This window comes from Lentzea sp. NPDC037011, from assembly GCF_055607425.1.
In genome coordinates, this window is sequence record NZ_JBVJRT010000025.1 from 20,610 (window position 1) to 40,529 (window position 19,920).

A 19,920-nucleotide genomic window follows, 5' to 3' on the forward strand; every position below is an offset into this window, starting at 1 on the left:
CACAGGTCAGACTTGCCGGTATGAACGAGACCGTCCAGGAGTTCACGCGGCTGCGAGCCGCCATCGAGGGGCACCTGCCCGACACCGCGCCGTTCCGGCCCGGCGCAACCCAGGACGACCTGGACCGGCTCGCCGCCGCGACCGGCCTCGTGCTGCCGGAGGAGCTGTGCGCGCTGCTGCGGGCCTCGGACGGTCAGGACGACCCCGACCAGCTGTACGGCTCGATCAACTACCTCCACTTCCTGCCCGTGGACGAGATCATCGAGATGCACCGGATGCTGACCGAGGTCGTAGAGGACATGGCCACGCCTCTTGAGCAGCCCGCCCACTACCGGTGGACCGTGTGGTCGCGGTCTTGGCTGCCGTTCCTCGCGTTCCAGGGCGACTGCTACCTGCTGGACCTGGAGCCCGGTGAGCTGGGGACGGTGGGGCAGGTCGTGTTCCGGCCGAACGTTCCCGACCTGGGGGAGCCGATCGCGCCGTCGCTGACGGCGTTCCTCGCGCGTGCCGCTGATCTGATCGAGAGCGGTCGGGCCCGTGTGGAGGAGAGCACGCTGGTTCTCGCCGACCTGTACTGACGTTGGTCGGCGTGCGCTCGCCAGACCGACCACGTCGGGCTGCACGACCACTGCGCACCACGTGACCGTTGCGCTGGGTTGAGGACGATCCCGCCCGGCAGGAACGACAGGGTCGCGTTCTCGACTCGGTCGGACAGCAGCCGGCGTGTCGCGTCCGCACGGCGGGCAACGTCCAATGCGACCATCGACGCCGATCGATGATTGCTTCCATCGAAGACGATCGATAGAGTCTTGCTTCGAAACTCTTCGATGCAAGGAGTCGTGCAGTGAGCGATCACCCGGTCGTCGTCGTAGGCGCCGGCCCCACAGGCCTGGCCGCGGCAGCACATCTGGTCCAGCGGGGCGAGCACGTCCTCGTGCTGGAAGCGGGCGACCGGGCAGGAGCGGCGGTGTCGCAGTGGAACCACGTCCGCCTGTTCTCACGCTGGGACGAGCTGATCGACCCCGCTGCCGAAAAGCTGCTCACCGCAACAGGATGGGTACGCCCGCAGACCGGCACCTGCCCGACCGGCGCGGACTGGGTCGACCTGTACCTCGCACCGCTCGCCGAGGCGCTCGGCGACCGCGTCCGGTTCGGTGCGCGCGTGGTCGGTGTCGCACGGCGTGGCCGGGACCGGGTGGTGGACGCGGGCCGGCAAACCGAGCCCTTGACGGTGCACGTCCACAGCGAGTCCGGTGAGGAGCGCATCGCGGCACGAGCGGTGATCGACGCATCCGGCACGTGGAACTCGCCCAACCCCCTGGGTGGCGACGGCCTGCCGGCCAAAGGGGAGAAGGCAGCGCGGATCAGCTACCGGACACCGGACCTCGCGGCGCAGCGCGATCGGTACGCGGGAAAGCGGATCGCGGTCGCCGGAAGCGGCCACTCGGCGCTCACCGCTCTCGTCGCACTCGCGGAACCGGAGTTGGGTGCGACGATCGTGTGGCTGTTGCGCCGGGGCTCGGTCGGCACGACGTTCGGTGGCGGAGAAGCCGACCAACTGCCGGCTCGTGGTGCCCTGGGACTGAAGGCGCAGAAGGCGGTGGACGCCGGTCGCGTCGAGATCGTCACCGGGTTCCGCACCGGCGCGGTCGAGCGCGAAGACGACGGCAGGCTGACGCTGGAGTCGTTCGACGGACGAAAGGTCGGCGGCCTCGACGAGGTCGTGGCGCTGACCGGGTTCCGGCCGGACCTGTCGTGGCTGTCGGAGGTCCGGCTCGACCTCGACCCGGTGCTGCAGGCGCCGACGGGGCTGGCGCCGCTGATCGACCCGAACGTGCACTCGTGCGGCACGGTCTACCCACATGGTGAAAGCGAGTTGCGGCACCCCGAGCCGGGCGTTTACCTGGTGGGCATGAAGAGCTACGGCCGTGCGCCGACCTTCCTCGCGCTGACCGGCTACGAGCAGGTGCGTTCGGTGGTCGCGCGGATCGCGGGGGACCACGAGGCCGCCGGGCGGGTCGAGCTCGTGTTGCCGGAGACCGGGGTGTGCGGTGGTGCGGGTGTGTTCGACGCTCCCGCCGGAGAGTGCAGCGGCCTTGTCGGCTGACACCACGACGGCGCGGCCCGGCGTCGACCGCGGGGTGCGGCGCGTGCTGGTTGTGCTGTGCACGACCGAGATCATCAGCTGGGGCGTGCTCTACTACGCGTTCCCGGTCCTGCTGCCCACGATCAGCGCGCGCACCGGGTGGTCGCTCGCGGCGATCACGGCCGGGTTCTCCGCGAGCCAGGTCGTGGCGGGTCTGGTCGGCATCCCGGTCGGCAGGCTGCTCGACCGGCACGGGCCGCGCGCCATCATGACCACCGGTTCCGCCCTCGCCGTGGTCGCGCTCGTCGCGCTGGCCAGTGCGCGTTCGCCGGTGTGGTTCTCCGCCGCGTGGCTGCTGACCGGCGTCGCCATGGCCGGGGTGTTCTACGCGCCCGCGTTCGCCGCGCTGACCCGCTGGTACGGAACGCGCCGGGTCACGGCGCTGACCGCGGTGACGTTGGTCGGCGGGCTGGCCAGCACGGTGTTCGCGCCGCTGACGGCCGTGCTGAACGACCGCCTGGACTGGCGTGGCACCTACCTCGTGCTGGCCGGAATCCTCGCCGTCACAACGGTTCCACTGCACTTCCTGGGTTTGCGGCTGCCGTGGCCCGCGGTCGAGCACGAAACCGTCCACACCCCGTCGGTGGTGGCGCGCAGCAGGCCGTTCCTGGTGCTCGTGGTCGCGATGAGCCTGGCCGCGTTCAGCGTGTACGCCGTCGTGATCAACCTCGTGCCGCTGCTCACCGAACGCGGCATGACGACGACCGCGGCCGCCGTCGCGCTCGGGCTGGGCGGGATCGGCCAGGTGCTCGGCAGGCTCGGGTACGGCAGGTTGTCCGCGCGGACGTCGGTGCGCGTGCGGACCTTGCTGGTGCTGCTGGTCAGCGCGGCGGTGACGGTCGCGCTGGGCGTGGTGCCCGGACCGGCTCTGCTGCTGGTCGCCGGGTCGGTGCTCGCCGGCGTCACGCGCGGGATCTTCACGCTGGTGCAGGCGACCGCGATCACGGACCGGTGGGGTGCTGTCCACTACGGACGGTTGAACGGCCTGCTGACCGCGCCGGTGATGCTCACGTCGGCGGTCGCACCGTGGGCGGGCAGTGCGCTGGCGGCGTGGCTGGGTGGTTACGCGGCCGTGTTCGTCGTGCTGGGGGTGGTCGGGGTGCTGGCGGCAGCGTTGTCGACCGCCAGCGTGCCGCGTTAGCCGAGCAGTTCGGCGAGCAGGGCGCGCACCCGCCGGTCGATGTCGTCGCGGATCGGCCGCACCGCGTCGACGCCCCGGCCAGCGGGGTCGTCGAGCTGCCAGTCCAGATAGCGCTTGCCGGGGAACACCGGGCAGGTGTCACCGCACCCCATCGTGATCACCACGTCGGACGCCTCGACGTCCTCGGTCGTGAGCTTCGAGGGCACCTCGGCGGTGATGTCCAGCCCCCACTCGGCCAGCGCCGCGGCGGCGGCCGGGTTGACCTCCTCCGCCGGCGCCGACCCGGCGGAGCGCACCGCGATGCGGCCCATGCCGTGGTGTTGCAACAGCGCGGCGGCCATCTGTGAGCGGCCGGCGTTGTGCACGCAGACGAACAGCACCTCGGGGGTGTGGGACACGGCGCTCTCCTCGGACCGGAGTTTGTCGATGCGGATCACACCCGCTGTATCGACTTTTGTCAATCCAAGTCGCTATGGTTCACGCCATGACGAGCCAGGACCAGGTGCTGCTCGACTCGACGACCGCCGCCCGCCTGTTCAAGGCGCTCGGCGACCCGATCCGGGTCGAGCTGGTCGGGCTGGTGCGCCGGACGCAGGGGCAGGAGGCGTGCTTCTGCGACCTCGCCGACCAGTTCGACATGCCGCAGTCCTCGCTCAGCCACCACCTCAAGATCCTCGTGCAGGCCGGTGTGCTGAGCAGGGAACGCCGCGGGACGTGGAGCTGGTACCGCGTCGACAACGCCGCGATCGACGCGCTGGCGGCCGTGCTGGCGCCGGGCGGGCCGCTGCGCGACGCCAGCACCTGCTGCGACTGACCCGACCACATCCCGGAGAACCCGTTGAGCACCACTCAGACCGCAGCACCGGACGTGCTGCACCGACTGTCCTTCCTGGACAGGCTGCTGCCGGTGTGGATCGGCCTCGCCGTGGTCGCAGGCCTGCTGCTCGGCCGGTTGGTGCCGGGCCTGCAGAGCGTGCTGGACGCGGTGCGGATCGGCGAGGTGTCGCTGCCGATCGCCCTGGGCCTGCTGCTGATGATGTACCCGGTGCTCGCGAAGGTCCGCTACGACGAGCTCGGCACCGTCACCCGCGACCGGCGGACGATGCTGCTGTCGCTGGTGCTGAACTGGGTCCTCGGGCCCGCGCTGATGTTCGCGCTGGCCTGGACCTTCCTGGCCGACCTGCCCGAGTACCGCACCGGACTGGTCGTCGTCGGCCTCGCCCGCTGCATCGCGATGGTCATCATCTGGAACGACCTGGCCTGCGGCGACCGTGAGGCAGCCGCAGTGCTCGTCGCGCTGAACTCGGTGTTCCAGGTGGTCATGTTCGGTGTGCTCGGCTGGTTCTACCTCGACCTGCTACCCGGCCGGCTCGGCTTGGACACCGCATCCGTCGACTTCTCCGCGTGGGAGATCGCCAAGTCCGTTCTCATCTTCCTCGGCATCCCGCTGCTGGCCGGCTACCTCAGCCGCAAGCTGGGGGAGCGGTCGAAGGGTCGGGAGTGGTACGAGGCGAAGTACCTGCCGCGCGTCGGCCCGATCGCCCTCTGCGGGCTGCTGTTCACGATCGTCATCCTGTTCGCGCTGCAGGGTGGGAACATCACCAGCCGCCCGCTCGACGTCGCCCGCATTGCTCTGCCGCTGCTGGTCTACTTCGCCATCATGTGGGCCGGCTCCTACGCGCTGGGCAAGGCCGCTGGGCTCTCCTACGAGCGGACCACGACGCTCGCGTTCACCGCGGCGGGCAACAACTTCGAGCTCGCCATCGCCGTGGCGATCGGAGTGTTCGGCGTGACCTCCGGGCAGGCGCTCGCGGGCGTGGTCGGTCCGTTGATCGAGGTTCCGGTGCTCGTCGCACTCGTCTACGTGAGCCTGTGGCTCCGGCGTCGCTGGGCAGCTCGTGCCCAGCTCTGACGTCGTGGTGATCGGCGGCGGGCAGGCGGGGCTCGCTGCTGCCTTCTACCTGCGCCGCGCGGGCATCGACCACGTGGTGCTCGACGCACGACCCGTGCCGGGCGGCGCCTGGCCGCTCACGTGGAACTCGCTGCGGCTGTTCTCCGTCGCACGCCACAGCTCGTTGCCCGGCTGGCCGATGTCGCCGTTCCCGGACGGCTACCCGACCGCGCAGCACGTCGTCGACTACCTCACCGCCTACGAGAAGCGCTACGACATCCCCGTGCAGCGGCCGGTCCAGGTGCGCGAGGTCGGCCGGGACGAGCACGGCCTGCTCGTCCACACCGACAACGGAACGTGGTCGGCACGGCACGTCGTCAGCGCGACCGGCACGTGGTGGCGGCCGTTCCGGCCGTCGGTGCGGCTGCCTGGGCGTCAGCTGCACACCGTGGACTACGCCGGCCCACAGGAGTTCGCGGGCCGGAAGGTCGTCGTGGTCGGCGGCGGCAACTCCGGTGCGCAGATCGCGGCCGACCTGCTGCCTCACGCCGAGCTGACGTGGATGACCCGCCGGCCACCGCGGTACATGCCCGACGAGATCGACGGCAAGGCCCTGTTCGACATCGCCACCCGCCACGGCGGCGTCGGCGAGCTCGGTGACATCGTCGCGGTGCCGGCCGTGCGGGAGGCACGCGACAGCGGCCTCCTCGTCGCCACACCGATGGATGACGGCGTCCTCGCCGACGCTGACGCCGTCATCTGGTGCACCGGCTTCCGGGCCGCGCTCGGCCACCTCGCACCGTTGCGGCTGCGCGCCGCCAACGGCCGCATCGCCGTCGACGGCACCACCGCGGTCGAGGAACCACGCCTGCACCTGGTCGGGTACGGCAGCTGGACCGGTCCGGCGTCCGCCACGCTCATCGGCGTCGGGCCGACCGCCAAAGCGACCGTCGCGAAGATCGCCGCCTCCCTCGCGTGACGGTCAGACCCGCTGTGCGGCCGGCTCCTGGAGCCCGGCGCGGTGCGCGTCCAGCAGCCGCCGGCGCTTCTCGGCACCGCCCCGCAACCGGTGCAGGCGGTACGAACCGGGCTTGCGCCCCTCGTCGGCCAGGTGGTCGGGGATGCCCTTGCAGATGCTCTCCTTGACCTTGGCGCCGAGGCTGCCGCCGACGTGCACGCCGACCGCGACGTCGGACCTGGTGGCGAGCTGGAAGATGCCCGCCGCACGGCCCAGGCTGATGCACTGCGCGTAGAAGCCCTGGTGCAGGAGCTCCGGCTGCTCGCCCGCGAGCCGGCTGAGCACGGTGTCGGCGGCGCGCGCACCCGTCGGGATCGCGTTCAGGCAGCTCATCCGCAGTGCCAGACCGGACGGCGCCATGGCGTCCCCGGCCGCGACGACGCGCTCGTCGTCCACGCTCGTCAGCGTCTCGTCGGTGAGCAGCCTGCCCGCCGTGTCGGTGGTGAGACCGCTGCGCAACGCCAGGTCCGGAACGGCGAAGCCCACCGTCCACACGGTGACCGCGCTCGCCAGCTCCCTGCCGTCGGCCAGCCGCACGGCGTCCCTGGTCACCGCCGTCACCTTCGCGTCGCCGCCCTCGACCACGGTCACGCCGAGCGCCGCCAGCCGCCGTGCGACCGCGCGCCGGCCGCGGGCGTGCAGGTACGGGCCGAGAACACCGCCGCACACCAGCGTGACCCGGCGGCCCAGCTCCGCCAGCTCGGCCGCGGTCTCGATGCCGGTGGGACCGGCTCCGACCACCGTCACCGGCGCGGCGAGGGCCGTGTCGGCGAGAACCGAACGCAGCCGCTGCGCCGTCTCCAGCGTGGCGATCGGGAACGCGAACTCAGCCGCCCCCGGCACGTCCGGCTCGGCGTTGCCGCTGCCCACGGCGTAGACGAGGTAGTCGTAGCCGAGCGCCGAGCCGTCGGACAGCCGCACCCGGCGCCCGGCCGCGTCGATGACGTCCACCGCGTCCACCACGAGCCGGACACCCTGCGCCAGAACGTCCTCATAGGCGACGACCGCCGCGTCCGACCCGCCCACCAGCTGGTGCAGGCGCACCCGGTGCACGAACTCGGACCGCGGGTTGACCAACGTGACCGCGACGTCCTCGCGCTGCGTCAGCCGGTTCGCGGCCATGACACCCGCGTACCCGCCACCGATAACGACCACGTGCGTGCTGCCGGCCATGACTGCCTCCTCCGTTTTCGGGAATCGGCATGGAGACGGCGCGTCGCCGGACTTCGTGACACGACGTGTCCCAGGTCACTTCACGTGCTGACGGCCGGCTGCCGCTGCACACCGGCGAGCAGCACGTGGTCTCGCGTCAGCGGCGGCGCAGGGAGTTCCACACCACGTAGCCCCCCAGCAGCCATCCGGCGGCGAACAGCAGGATCGGCACGACCAGGGGCCACCCGAGCAGCAGGGTCGTCAGCGACGCAGCCGCCGCCAGGACCATGCCCACAAGGCCGTTGCGACTCCGGGGATCCATCGCCCTCCTCACGGTCGATCATCGGGCTTCCCGACGGCTTCACCACCGAAACGCGGTGGCGGTGTCACCTGATGGGTTGGTCATCCGGGTGAGTGCCTGCGCCAGCGTGGATCCGGCACCCGCGGTCCGAAATGATCCGGGCGTGCTGGACAAGATCGCAATCGTGGGCGTGGCGTGTCGTTTTCCCGGCGGGGTCGGCGATCTGGAGGGGCTGTGGTCGCTGCTGGCCGCGGGGCGTGAGGCGGTCGGGGCGCCGCCGCCCGGCCGGTTCGACGTCGAGCGGTACTGGGACTCCAACCAGATGCGGCCGGGCAAGTCCTACACGTTCGCGGGCGGTTACCTCGACGACATCACCGGGTTCGACGCGGACTTCTTCGGGATCAGCCCGCGTGAGGCGGTGTGCATCGATCCCCAGCAGCGGCTGCTGCTGGAGCTGGGTGTCGAGGCGCTCGACGACGCCGGGATCGACCCGGCGGCGCTGGCCGGTACGGATGCCGCCGTGTTCGTCGGCGTGTCCGCGCTGGACTACGGAGGGCAGCAGATGCTCATCCCGTCCGCGGTCGGTCCCTACACGAACTCCGGTGCCGCCCTGTCCAACACGGCGAACCGGCTGTCCCACCAGCTCGACGTGCACGGGCCCAGTCTCAAGGTGGACACGGCGTGCGCCTCGTCGCTGAACGCGGTCCACCTGGCCTGCGAGCACCTGCGGCACGGCGGCGGACGCGTCGCCTTCGCCGCCGGGGTCAACCTGCTGCTCAACCCCATCACCTACGTCGGGTTCGCCAAGGCGGGGTTCCTGTCGCCGACCGGGCGGTGCCGCCCGTTCTCGGCCCAGTCCGACGGGTACGTCCGCGCCGAGGGCGGTGGCGTGCTGGTCCTCAAGCGCCTGGCCGACGCGGTTGCCGACGGCGACCGCGTCCACGCCGTGATCGCGGGGTCCGGGACGAACAGCGACGGGCACACCAGCGGGCTGGTGCTGCCCAGCTGTGCGGCCCAGGAAGCGTTGCTGCGCCAGGTCTACGACCGGTTCGAGCTCGACCCGGACGACCTGGCCTACCTGGAGGCGCACGGCACCGGCACGCCGATCGGCGACCCGGTCGAGTGCCGGGCGATCGGCGGCGCCCTCGGACTCCGCCGGACCGGCGCGGCGCTCCCGATCGGCTCGGTCAAGGCGAACCTGGGGCACCTGGAACCGGCGTCGGGCATGGCCGGGCTGTGCAAGGCGGTGCTCGTGCTGCGCCACGGCGAGATCCCCGCGACCCCGCACGCGAGCCCGCGCAGCACGGAGATCGACTTCGACGGCCTGGCGCTGACGCCGGTGGAGCGGTCGCGGCCGGCGGAGGGCCGGTTGGTCGGGGTGAACTCGTTCGGGTTCGGCGGTGCGAACGTCCACGTCGTCCTGGAGGAACCACCCGCGGCTCCGCCCGCGCTGCGCGTGGCGACCGCGGTGCCGATCGTCGTCTCGGCGCACACCGAGGCCGCCCTGGCCGACGCGGTGGCCCGGATGGACCGGCGGCTGGCCGATTGCACGGACTTCGCCGACCTCGCCTACACCTCCTCCCAGCGACGGGGGAAGCACGCCCACCGCCGGGTGGTGCTCGCCGCCGACGCGGACGAGGCGCGGCAACGGCTGGCGAAGCAGGTTCCGCCGCAGCGGGCGACCGAGCGGGGCCGCGTCGCCTTCGCCTTCTCCGGTCACGGCGCGCAGTGGGCCGGCATGGCGGCCGACCTCGTCGACACCGACCCGGTGTTCGCCGCCGCGGTCGCCGGGATCGACGCCGTGCTGGCGCCGCTCGCCGGCTGGACGGTCGCCGACGAGCTGCGGTCGGCCGAGCCGCGGTTCCACGACACGAGCGTGGTCCAGCCCGTTCTCTTCGCGGTGCAGGCCGGCATCGTGGCGGTGCTCGCGGAACGCGGCCTGCGGCCGGAAGCGGTGTACGGCCACAGCGTGGGTGAGGTCGCCGCTGCTTTCACCGCCGGGATCTACGACGTGGAGCAGGCCGTGCGGCTGGTGGTGGCGCGCAGCCGGGCCCAGGCGACCACCGCGGGCACCGGCACCATGGCCGCGGTCAGCCTCGGGCAGGACGAGACCGAGGCCCTGCTCGCGCGGTACGACGGGCGTATGGAGATCGCGGGGATCAACAGCGCGAACGACGTCACGGTCGCCGGGCCGAGGGCCGACCTGCACGACCTCGCCGACCGGCTGGCCGAGCGCGAGGTCTTCTGCCGCCTGCTCGAACTGGACTACCCGTTCCACAGCACGGCGATGGAACCGGTGCGCGCCCCGTTGCTGGCGGACCTGGCCGGTCTGGCGCCGAAAGCCACCACCGTCGACTTCGTCTCCACGGTCACCGGCGCGCCCCTGGCGGGGGAGCGGCTGGACGCCGGGTACTGGTGGCGCAACGTCCGCGAGCCCGTCCGGTTCGCCGCGGCCACCGACCACCTGGTCGCGGCCGGGTTCGACACGATCATCGAGATCGGGCCGAAACCGGTGCTGCGGACGTACCTGAAGCGAGCGGCGAAGGACAGCGTGCTCGCCGTGCTGCCGACGCTCACCCGCGACGAGCCCGGACCAGCCGCTCTGCTGAGCTCGGTGGAGTCCGCGCTGGCCGCGGGCGTGCCGATCGCGGGGGAACGGTTCTTCCCCCGCCGGGGCCGGGTCGTGCCGTCGCCCGCCTACCCGTGGCGGCGCGAGCGGTTCTGGCTGGGCGACCAGCACACCTGGGGCGGTGCCAGCGCGCCGCCCGACCACGTGCTGCTCGGGGACCGGGTCGCCGTCTCCGACCCGACGTGGCAGACCACCGTGGACCCTGCGCGGTGGCCGTGGCTGGCCGGTCACCGGGCGGCGGGGACGCCGATCATGCCGGCGGCCGGCTACCTGGAGATGGGCTGGGCGGCCGGGCAGCTCGTGTTCGACGGACCGGCGGAGGTGAGGGAGCTGCACATCACCAAGCCGCTGGTGGCTCCCGACGACGAGTCCGTGTTGCCCCGCATGCAGGTGTCGCTGTCCGAAGAGGACGGTGTCTTCCGGGTCGCCACGTGCTCGGCCGAGGGGAAGGTGTGGCTGACCCACGCACGGGGGCGGGTGCGCCGCCAGGTGGCCCCGGCCCCGCCACCGCTCGACCTGGCCGAGCTGCGCACGCGGTTCGCCGGGAGGGGCGAGCACGTGGACCGGGAGACGCTGTACGCCGACGGTGAGCGGATCGGCCTCGGCTACGGCCCCGAGTTCCTCGTCATCTCCGACCTGTGGGTCGACGGCACGGAGGTGCTGGCCGACTACGACTGCGGCCACCTGGACCTCACCGGGTTCCACGCGCACCCGGCGTGGACCGACGTCGCCCCGCAGGCCGCGATCCAGCTCGGCCGCATCCGCCGCGGCCACGTCGCCGACGAGGACTCCTACCTGCCCGTGGCGGTCGGCTCAGCCCGCTTGTGGAGCCCGCCCACCAAGACCGGCGCCGTGCACTTCCGCTGCCGCACGCTCGCGGAGTCCTGGGCCTCGGCCGACATCACGCTCACCGACGACGCGGGCACCGTTCAGCTGGAACTGCTCGACTGCCGGTTCCTGCGGGTCAAGGTGCCCAGCCGGCGCGTGGTCCTGCGCCAGCACACCGAGCTCCGCGCCGCACCGCGCGGCCTGCCGCCCACCGCGGCGGTGCCCTGCCCGTCGCCCCTGGTCGAGGGGCGGCCGGTCACCGGGTACGCGGAGCTGCGGCGACGGCGGCTCGCGGCGACCGCCGCCTTCACGGTGCGCGCGTTCACCACCATCCTCGACGGCGCGGAGGTGTTCTTCACCGACGACCTGCTGGCCGCCGGAGTGCGCCCGGAGTTCGGCCGCCTGCTCGACCTGCTGACCGGACTCGCCGCCGACCACGACCACCTGGAGTGGCTCGGTGAGTTCCAGGGGCGCACCCGCTGGCGGATCCGCCCCGACGTCGCCGAACCCGCGTTCGCGGGCCTGGTCACCGACTTCCCCGAGCACGTCGCGGACCTGACCCTGTTCGGCCGGTGCGGCCTGCACCTGGCCGCACTGCTGCGCGGTGAACGCGACGCGCTGGACATCCTTTCTCCCGCGCATGGCAGCGACACCCTGGCGCACCACTACGACCTGTCTCCGTCACTGCGGTCTTGCAACCAGGCCGCCGCGGAGGTCATGCGCGCCTTGGTCGAAGCGTGGCCGGCGGATCGTCCACTCAGGATTCTCGAGGTGGGCGGCGGCACCGGTGCGCTGACCGCGGCGTTGCTGCCCGTGCTGCCGGCGGACCGCACGCGGTACGTGTTCACGGACGTCTCGCAGGTCTGCCTCGCTCCGGCGGAGGCACGGTTCGCGCGGTACGACTTCGTCGAGTACCGGACCCTGGACCTCGACCAGCCCGACGTCGAGGCAGGTGGCTTCGACGTGGTGGTCGCCGGGAACGCCCTCCACGCGGCCAAGGACGTGCGTGCGGCGCTGCGCGCGGTGTCGGAGGTGCTGACCGACAACGGACGTCTGCTGTTCGTCGAGGCCCACGACCCGCTGCTGCTCGCCCTGCCGTTCGGCCTGGTACCGGAGTTCTGGTCGATGACCGACCTCGACCTGCGGCCCGCCTCGCCGGTGCTGTCCGCTCAGCAGTGGCGTGACCTGTTGCCGGGCAACGGTTTCCACGCCGCGCGCACGGTCCTCGAAGGCGAGCTGTGCTCGCTGACGACAGCGAGCAGGGTGCCGCGCACCGCTCCGGTGCAGGAGGCGACGAGCGTCGCGACCACCGGCCGTGTCGTGGTCGTCGCCGAGGACGACACCGACGACGGACTGGCCGCGACGCTCACGACGAGGCTGGCGGAGCTGGGCGCCGACGCGGTGCGGACCACCGCCGGCACCGGCACAGCCGACTGGTTCACCGCTTCCGAGACCGATGTGGTGCTCGTGCTCGCCGAGACCGGTCCGGACCCGGCGGCCGCCGTCGAGGCGACCACCCGGCGGTTCGAGCTCGTGCGCGCGCTCGCGGTCAGGTCGGCCGAGCTCCCCGCAGGAGCGGTGACGCGGCTCTGGCTGGTCAGCCGCCCCACCGGCGTCAACCCGGCGCCCGAGGGGGCCGCGGACCCGGCCGGCGCCGCGTTCTGGGGCGCCACGCGCACCGTGGCCGCCGAACACAGCCTGCTCGGCATCCGGCGCGTGTCGGCCGGGCACGACGTCCCGGTCGACCGGATCGCACGTGAGGTCCTCGATCCGGCGGACGAGGACGAGGTGGTGCTCACCGCGTCGGGCCGGTTCGTGCCGCGGCTGCGCGACCTGCCCGCACCGGCTGCCGACGACCCCGCCACCCCGTACCGGCTCATCGCCCGTGACGCGGGACCGTCCTACGAGCTGGCGTGGGTGGCCGCGGAGATGCCGGAACCCGGCCCCGGACAGGTCGCCGTCGAGGTCCGCGCGACGGGCATCAACTACCGCGACGCGCTGCTCGCGGTCGGGCTGCTGCCGGGCTGGGTGGTGGAGGCCGGCATGACCGGCACGCACCTCGGCGGCGAGTGCGCGGGAGTGGTCACGGCGGTCGGCCCCGGCGTGACCCGGTACCGGCCGGGTGACCGGGTCTTCGGGTCCGTCGCCGGTTCCTTCGCCTCGCACGTGCTGGCGGACGAGAACCTGGTGGGACCGGTGCCCGACGGGATCGACCTGGTCGCCGCGGCGACCATGCCCGTCGCGTTGATCAGCGCGAGCTACGGGCTGGTGAACCAGGCCGGGCTCGCCAAGGGCGAGACGGTCCTGGTGCACGGCGCCGCCGGTGGCGTCGGGCTGGCAGCCCTCCAGTGCGCCCGCCACCTGGGTGCCGCGGTGATCGCCACCGCGGGCACCGAGGAGAAGCGCGACTTCCTCAGGCTGCTCGGCGTGGAGCACGTCTTCGACTCGCGCAGCCTCAGCTTCGCCGCCGACGTGCTCGCCGTCACCGGCGGGCAGGGCGTCGACGTGGTGCTGAACTCGCTGGGCGGTGAGTTCATCGGGCGCAGCCTGGAGCTGTTGCGGTTCGGCGGCCGGTTCGTCGAGCTCGGCAAGCGCGACCTCTACAGCGACCGCAACGTCTCGCTGTTCCCGTTGCGCAACAACATCAGCTACTTCGCCGTGGACGTCGACCAGCTGGGCAGCCACCGGCTGCAGGAGATCGCCGCCGAGCACGACCGGATCATCGACCACGTCCGGTCGGGAGCCGTCCACCCCATCCCGCACCGGGCGTTCCCGGCTGCCCAGGCCGCAGAGGCGTTCCGGTCCCTCCAGCACTCCCGGCACATCGGCAAACTGGTCGTCACCTTCGACCGGCGGCCACCGGTCGAGCGGGCTGCCCGGTCGAGCGCCTTCGCGGCCGACCCGTGCGGCACCTACCTGGTCACCGGTGGCGCGAGCGGGTTCGGTGCCGAGACGGCGCGCTGGCTCGTGGACCGCGGGGCCAGGCACCTCGCACTGGTGAACCGGCGGGGAACGGCCGTGCCGGGGGCCGGGGACCTCGTCGCCGAGCTGACCGCGCGGGAGGTGGCGGTGTCCGTGCACGCCGCCGACGTGACCGACGAGTCCGCCATGCGCGCTGTCATCGACGCCATCGACGGCGGTGGCGCCCCGCTGCGGGGCGTGGTGCACGCGGCGATGGTGCTCGACGACGCGATGATCGCGGACCTGACGCCGGAGCGGTTCCGCGCCGTGCTCGCACCGAAGATGGCCGGCGCGATGGTCGTCGACCGCCTCACCGGTGACCACGACCTCGACCTCTTCCTCCTGTTCTCCTCGGGAGCGGCCGTGGTGGGCAACGCCGGTCAGGCCGCCTACTGCGCGGGGAACCTCTTCCTGGAAGCGCTGGCCCGTGCTCGCCGCGCCAGGGGGCTGGCCGGGCAGGCGATCGCCTGGGGTGCCCTCGCCGAGGTCGGCTACGTCGCGCGCAACGAGGCCACGGCCAAGACGGTGACCAGGGCGGGGTTGAACCTGCTGCCGCTGCGCGCCGTGCGCCGTGCGCTGGACGACCTGGTCGGCGGTCCCGAGGTGGCATTGGTGTGGAGCCACGACGGCCAGTTCCTGCGCCGCCTCTACTCCCACCTCACCACCCCGAGGCTCGGCGAGCTGACAGGGGGCGACCAGACCGCTGACGGCGAGGACGAGGACCTGGTCGCCCGGCTGCGGGAGGCCTCGGTGGACGAGGCGGTCGAGCTCGTCGCCGACCACGTCGTGAAGACGCTCGCCGAGGTGCTGGGCGTCGCACCGGACCGCATCGACCGCAACCGGCCGCTGGACCAGCTGGGCGTGGACTCCCTGATGGGTGCGGAGCTGGTCACCAAGATGCGGCGCCGGTTCGGCCGGGAGATCCCGGTCATGCGGGTGGTCGCGAGCACCGGCATCGACGACCTGGCCCGTTCCCTGGCCACCTACTTCAAGACCGAGGACGACCAGTGACCCAGACGACCGTGCGGCACTTCCCGCTCTACATCGGCGGCGCGCTCGTCGACACCGACGAACGCGCGTACGGCATGAGCGTGCGCGCCGTCCTGGACCCCGGCGGGACCACTGCGGCGTCCCTGTTCCGCCTGCTCCGCGAGGGCACCGAGGAGGAGGTGCACGCCCACCCGCACATCCTCTGCTCGGTCGCGTTGTCCACGCCGGAACAGGGGCAGGCAGCGCTGCGGGCGGCAGCGGAAGCGGCGGCGCGGCTGCGCCTGGTGCCGTTCACCGACCGCCTGGCGTGCGTCGGCGACCTGTACGAGAGGTTCCTGGAGCACCGCGAGGAGCTCGCGCGGCTGATGCGCATGGAGGGGTGCCCGCGCCTGCTGGCGGAGGCGCAGCTCAACGCGGTGCTGCACCTCGTCCGCCCGGAGAGCCTGGAGCTGGCGCGTTCCCTGCTGCGGCAGGAGATCAGCACGCCGCACCACACGATCGTGCTGCAACGCCAGCCCGACGGCGTGGTCTGCGTCGACCCGCCGGCCAACGTCCCGCTGTACGGGCTGATCGCCTCCCTGGTGCTGCTGGCGGGCAACAGCGTGGTGATCCGGGTGCCGCGCAGCTGTGCCAGCTCGCTGGCCCACGCGCTGCACAACGTCATCATCCCGGCGTTGGAGGCGAACGGGGCGCCGCCGGGAACGATCAACGTGTTGTGCGCCGACTTCGAGGTCACCATGCGGCAGTGGCTGGACAGCCCGCTGGTGAACACCATCTACTACTTCGGCTCCAGCGCCCGCGGGCTGGCACTGGAACGCGAGTGCGTGGAGCGGGGCAAGCGAGCGATCCTGGAGCTGTCCGGCAACGACGGCCTGCTGGTGTGGCACGACGCCGACCTCGAACACGCCACCGCGGCGCTGGTCGAGTCGTTCTACGCCTCCGGCCAGGCCTGCATCGGCCCGAAGTACGCCGTCGTCCACCCCGCCGTCGCCGACCAGCTGCTCGCCCGGCTGCGGGAGGCCGCGTCCGCGCTGCGCCCCGGTGACCCGGAGGACTCCGACACGGTGCTCAGCCCCGTCCTGCGCGCCACGGCCTTCCGGCGCTGCCTCGACGAGGCGTTGCGCGCGGGCGCCACGAAGGTCTGCGGTGGCGCGCAGATCGACCTGCGCGGCGAACCCGATCCCCAGGGGCTGTTCATCGAACCGACCGTGGTGCGCATCGACGGCTTCGAGCTCGCCGAGACCATGTCCGCCGTGCGCGAGGAATGCTTCTTCCCGCTGCTGTCGGTGGTGGTGCCGGAGGACGGTCCTGACCTGCTCGACCGCTGCATCGGGTTCCTCAACGGCAACAGGTTCGGTCTGCGCAACTCCCTGTGGGCGGAGAGCCGGGAGGTGGTCGAGCGGTTCACCACGGCGGTGACCAACGGGGGAGTGCTCAAGGTCAACGACTCCCACATGGCCCACGCCCCGTACACGCCGGGGCTCGGCGGCACCGGGGACAGCGGAGGCCCGCACGGTGAGGCCGCCTACCCCTTCCTGCGCGCCAGCCGCCTCCAGGCCGTCGCCATCGCCACGACCAGGACCCACCCCTGGGAAGCCGTCATGGGGGTGAACTGACACGAAGACGACCACCGGCGCACGGGGTTCTCCCGGTGCGCCGGTGGTCGTCGTTCCGAAGTGGTCAGACGGGCAGTGAGTCCGGCACGGGCCACGCACGGCCCCCGCCCGTCGCGGTGAACACCGTGTCCGTGACGGAGAACAACGCAACGCCGAAAGCCTTCGTGAAGGCGTCCACGCCCTCCTTGGTGGGGGTGATCGGGATGTTGCTGCCCTTGATCACGGTCGGCTGACCCGGCGCCCCCGGTTGCACGGACAGCCTCACCGCGCTGACATCGCCGGCGTACAGCGGCAGCTCGCCGACCCACTGGTCGTTGATCTTCAGGAAGGCGAAGACCCGCCCGTCCGGAACCGATCCCCGGATTCCGGCGATCTCCATCCGGGCTTTCGCGTTGCGCAGCACCACCCCGCCCAGCGCGCGTCCGGACCCCTTCCCGGGTTGCCCCACCGGGCTGATGGTGCCGGTGCTGTACTCCGGGGGGAGCTTGACGCCGACGACGGTCGTGCCGTCCGCCCCCACGATCGCGGTGGCCGGCGCCAGGGCCTGCACCTCGATCTTCTCCGTCGCGAGCCGCTCGCGCGCGACGTCGGTCAGCCGCATCTCACCCAGTCCGTCCAGCAGCGTGAACGCCGCGTCAGCGGTCGGGCTCGCGCTCGCGGACGTCCCTCCGTGCAGCTGCGCGAGAACAGGCGCCGCCATTGCGCCGCTGACAAACATGCGTCGAGTGATCGCCATGATCCCCAGTGTCACGCATTCCGGGGAGAACTTCGCCGCACGTAACTCGAAAGAGGAGGTTCACGTGTGCCGCAACGGGTTTTGGTGCTGATCACCCAGAATCCGCGGCGGGGTGAAGGCCAGCACGTCGGGGAGCGGGCCGTCATGGGGTTCGACGTCGACGAGAACGCTGTGGGCGCTGGGTCCCTGGGACAGGCGCGAGCACGGCCGGTCCGCGGTGAGGGCGTTCGGGTTGCCGTGGCGGTCCAGCGTCCCGCTCACGCCCGGCTCGACCGGGTCCCACCACGCTCCGGTGGACAGCTGCACGACACCGGGCATGACGTCGTCCGACAGGACCGCGCCCGCGAGGCAGCTCCCCCGGTCGTTGTGGACGCGCACGACCATGCCGTCCTCGATGCCGCGCGCCGCGGCGTCCGAGGGGTTGATCGTCACGGGTTCGCGCCCGCGGATCTTCGAGGCGAGGCTGTGGCCGCCGTTGTCGTACTGGCTGTGCAGGCGTGAGGCGGGCTGGTTCGAGATCAGGTGCAGCGGGAACCGGTCCGCCAGCCCGGCGCGGAGCCACTCCACCGGCTCGAACCACGTGGGGTGCCCTGCGCAGTCGTCGTAGCCGAACGAGTCGATCTCCTCGGAGAAGATCTCGATCCGGCCCGACGGCGTGGTCAGGGGGAACTGCCGCGGATCCGAGCGGAGGGCTGCGAAGCTGCCGGGGAACGGTCCGGTCGAGGCCGGCAGCGCGGCGGTGGAGCTGCGCCAGAAGTCGTCGAAGTCCGGCAGCGCGGCGGTGTCACCGAGCTGGGCCTTCGTCTCCTCGTAGAGGTGGCGGACCCAGTCGAGCTCGGAGCGCGACTCGGTGAACTCCTCGTGGTACCCGAGCCGGGCGGCCAGGTCGGCGAAGATGTGGTGGTCGGTGCGCGACTCGCCGGCGGGCTCGCGGACCTTCGGCATCGCGACGAGGTGGGGGTCGGAGAAACCGGCGGCGAAGTCGTCGCGTTCGAGGCTGGTGGCGACGGGCAGGACGATGTCCGCGAACTTGGCCGTCGTGTTCCACCAGGCTTCGTGCACCACGACCGTGTCGGGAACCTGCCACGCGCGGGTCAACCGGTGCAGGTCCTGGTGGTGGTGGAACGGGTTGCCCCCGCACCAGTAGACGAGGCGGAGCTCGGGCAGCGTGAGCCTGCTGCCGTCGTAGTCGATGACCTCACCGGGGTGCAGCAGGGCGTCGGCGATCCTGGCGACGGGGATGAAGTCGGGAACCGGGTTGGGGACCGCGGGGATGGTCCCGACGAACGGGCGGTCCGGAGCGACGCCGGTCGCGTCCATCGTCGCGTAGCCCGCACCCCAGCCGCAGCCGGGCCGGCCCAGGGAGCCCGCCATGGCGGCCAGCACGACGGACATCCAGATCGGTTGTTCACCGTGGTCCGCGCGTTGCACCGCGTAGTTGACCATGATGAGTGACCGCTGCGCGGTGAGGCGGCGGGCGAGACCGGTGAGCACGTCCTGGTCGAGGCCGGTGATCCCCGCGGCCCAGGCCGCGTCCTTGCGGACGCCGTCGAGCTCGCCGGTCAGGTAGGCGGCGAAGCGGTCGAACCCGACGCAGCACCGGCTCAGGAAGTCCTCGTCGTGCCAGCCGTTGACCAGCATCGTGTGTGCGATGCCGAGCATCGCGGCGGTGTCGGTGTTGGGGACGACGGGCAGCCACTCGGCGTCGAGGAACCCGGCGGTGTCGCTGCGGATCGGGCTGATGTTCACGAACTGGACGCCGGCCTCGCGGCACCGGCGCTGCAGGTCCCGCGTCTGGTGCCGGGCCAGCCCGCCGGGGTTGATCTGGCTGTTCTTGAGGGCGAGCCCGCCGAACGCCACCACGAGCTCGCAGTGCTCGGCTATCTCGTCCCACATCGGCATCCGGCTCTGGTAGCTCCACGGGTGCCCGCCGATCACATGGGGGAGGATGACCTCCAGAGCCGCGGTGCTGTAGGTGTTGCGCGAGTCGGTGAAGCCCCCGCCCAGCGCCAGGAACCGGTGCAGCTGTCCCTGCGCGTGGTGGAACCTGCCCGCGCTCGCCCACCCGTAGGACCCGCCGAACACCGCGGTGTCCCCGTGCTCTGCGCGGACCCGGCGGAGCTCGTCGCTCACCAGCGTGATCGCACGGTCCCAGCTCACCTCGACGAAGGCGTCGGAGCCCCTGGCGGTGCCGCGGTCGCGCGGCTCGCCGTCCAACCAGCCCTTGCGCACGGCGGGGCGCAGCACGCGCGCGCTGTCGTCGGCGGCCCGCACCATCCCGGGGCCGATGGGGGAGGGAGCGGGGTCACCGGGCTTCGGCTCGATCCGCACCAACCGGCCGGACTCGACCACGGCGACGAAACTGCCCCAATGGGTCGCGACCGACATGCGTTGCTCGACCATGCATCACCTCTGCCACCGAAGTTCCCGGCCCGGGACCATGGTTGCTCATGCGGCTGGCGGAGTGATGTAGTGCAAATGGGTCCTGTCCGGCCGCTGCCTCGGCTTCGG

The 19,920-nt window shown here is 72.2% G+C and carries 13 protein-coding genes; 8 read left to right on the top strand and 5 right to left on the bottom strand.

All coding sequences use genetic code 11. The features are described from left to right. Positions 1 to 20: 20 nt before the first annotated feature. From ACZ7CH_RS40020 to ACZ7CH_RS40030, 3 genes are all read left to right on the top strand, one after another. On the top strand, positions 21 to 578 hold the full coding sequence (locus ACZ7CH_RS40020; RefSeq protein ID WP_470376350.1) for an SMI1/KNR4 family protein: 558 nt from the start codon (positions 21 to 23) through the stop codon (positions 576 to 578). Between the two features lie 266 nt (positions 579 to 844). Then, the gene (locus ACZ7CH_RS40025; RefSeq protein WP_470376351.1) at positions 845 to 2,107 is read left to right on the top strand and encodes an FAD-dependent oxidoreductase; all 1,263 of its coding nucleotides are present in this window, start codon (positions 845 to 847) and stop codon (positions 2,105 to 2,107) included. Beyond that, positions 2,097 to 3,287 (top strand): MFS transporter, encoded by a 1,191-nt coding sequence (locus tag ACZ7CH_RS40030; protein ID WP_470371949.1) that lies wholly within the window; start codon positions 2,097 to 2,099, stop codon positions 3,285 to 3,287. Before ACZ7CH_RS40025 ends, ACZ7CH_RS40030 begins: the two co-directional genes overlap by 11 nt. Here the strand turns inward: ACZ7CH_RS40030 and ACZ7CH_RS40035 are convergent. Beyond that, positions 3,284 to 3,685 (bottom strand): arsenate-mycothiol transferase ArsC, encoded by a 402-nt coding sequence (locus ACZ7CH_RS40035; RefSeq protein WP_360401113.1) that lies wholly within the window; start codon positions 3,683 to 3,685, stop codon positions 3,284 to 3,286. The two genes, ACZ7CH_RS40030 and ACZ7CH_RS40035, sit on opposite strands and share 4 nt — an antisense overlap. 86 nt (positions 3,686 to 3,771) lie before the next feature. Here ACZ7CH_RS40035 and ACZ7CH_RS40040 point away from each other — a divergent pair, with 86 nt between their 5' ends. The 3 genes from ACZ7CH_RS40040 to ACZ7CH_RS40050 are packed head-to-tail and all read left to right on the top strand — an operon-like array spanning position 3,772 to position 6,157. Further along, entirely contained in the window at positions 3,772 to 4,101 is a 330-nt protein-coding gene (locus ACZ7CH_RS40040; RefSeq protein ID WP_360401116.1) for an ArsR/SmtB family transcription factor, read from the top strand. A gap of 24 nt (positions 4,102 to 4,125) precedes the next feature. Next, positions 4,126 to 5,199, top strand: coding sequence for an ACR3 family arsenite efflux transporter (gene arsB / locus ACZ7CH_RS40045; protein ID WP_470376352.1), 1,074 nt, complete (start codon positions 4,126 to 4,128; stop codon positions 5,197 to 5,199). Further along, positions 5,186 to 6,157, top strand: a complete 972-nt coding sequence (locus ACZ7CH_RS40050; protein WP_458432123.1) for an ArsO family NAD(P)H-dependent flavin-containing monooxygenase — start codon at positions 5,186 to 5,188, stop codon at positions 6,155 to 6,157. Before arsB ends, ACZ7CH_RS40050 begins: the two co-directional genes overlap by 14 nt. Before the next feature lie 3 nt (positions 6,158 to 6,160). Here ACZ7CH_RS40050 and ACZ7CH_RS40055 read toward each other — a convergent pair whose 3' ends face one another. Together ACZ7CH_RS40055 and ACZ7CH_RS40060 are read right to left on the bottom strand one after the other, a co-directional pair. Then, positions 6,161 to 7,369 carry an NAD(P)/FAD-dependent oxidoreductase gene (locus tag ACZ7CH_RS40055; protein WP_470376353.1) on the bottom strand — a complete coding sequence of 403 codons (1,209 nt, stop codon included), beginning with the start codon at positions 7,367 to 7,369 and terminating at the stop codon, positions 6,161 to 6,163. 136 nt (positions 7,370 to 7,505) lie between these two features. Continuing rightward, a complete protein-coding gene (locus tag ACZ7CH_RS40060) occupies positions 7,506 to 7,670 on the bottom strand; it encodes a hypothetical protein (RefSeq protein ID WP_360401129.1) in 165 nt (54 codons plus the stop codon). A gap of 142 nt (positions 7,671 to 7,812) precedes the next feature. On the opposite strand from ACZ7CH_RS40060, the gene ACZ7CH_RS40065 reads away from it, so the two are divergent. Together ACZ7CH_RS40065 and ACZ7CH_RS40070 are read left to right on the top strand one after the other, a co-directional pair. Next, positions 7,813 to 15,078, top strand: coding sequence for an SDR family NAD(P)-dependent oxidoreductase (locus ACZ7CH_RS40065; RefSeq protein WP_470376354.1), 7,266 nt, complete (start codon positions 7,813 to 7,815; stop codon positions 15,076 to 15,078). Beyond that, positions 15,075 to 16,673: an aldehyde dehydrogenase family protein gene (locus tag ACZ7CH_RS40070; RefSeq protein ID WP_470376355.1), complete on the top strand. Its 1,599-nt coding sequence runs from the start codon at positions 15,075 to 15,077 to the stop codon at positions 16,671 to 16,673. The genes ACZ7CH_RS40065 and ACZ7CH_RS40070 overlap by 4 nt, the downstream gene beginning before the upstream one ends. Before the next feature lie 64 nt (positions 16,674 to 16,737). Here the strand turns inward: ACZ7CH_RS40070 and ACZ7CH_RS40075 are convergent, their stop codons facing one another. Both ACZ7CH_RS40075 and ACZ7CH_RS40080 read right to left on the bottom strand, forming a co-directional pair. Beyond that, complete coding sequence (locus tag ACZ7CH_RS40075; RefSeq protein WP_360401138.1) at positions 16,738 to 17,373, bottom strand: hypothetical protein; 636 nt, start codon at positions 17,371 to 17,373, stop codon at positions 16,738 to 16,740. A 96-nt stretch (positions 17,374 to 17,469) separates the two neighbouring features. Further along, entirely contained in the window at positions 17,470 to 19,812 is a 2,343-nt protein-coding gene (locus tag ACZ7CH_RS40080; RefSeq protein WP_470376356.1) for a molybdopterin-dependent oxidoreductase, read from the bottom strand. Positions 19,813 to 19,920: the final 108 nt, after the last annotated feature.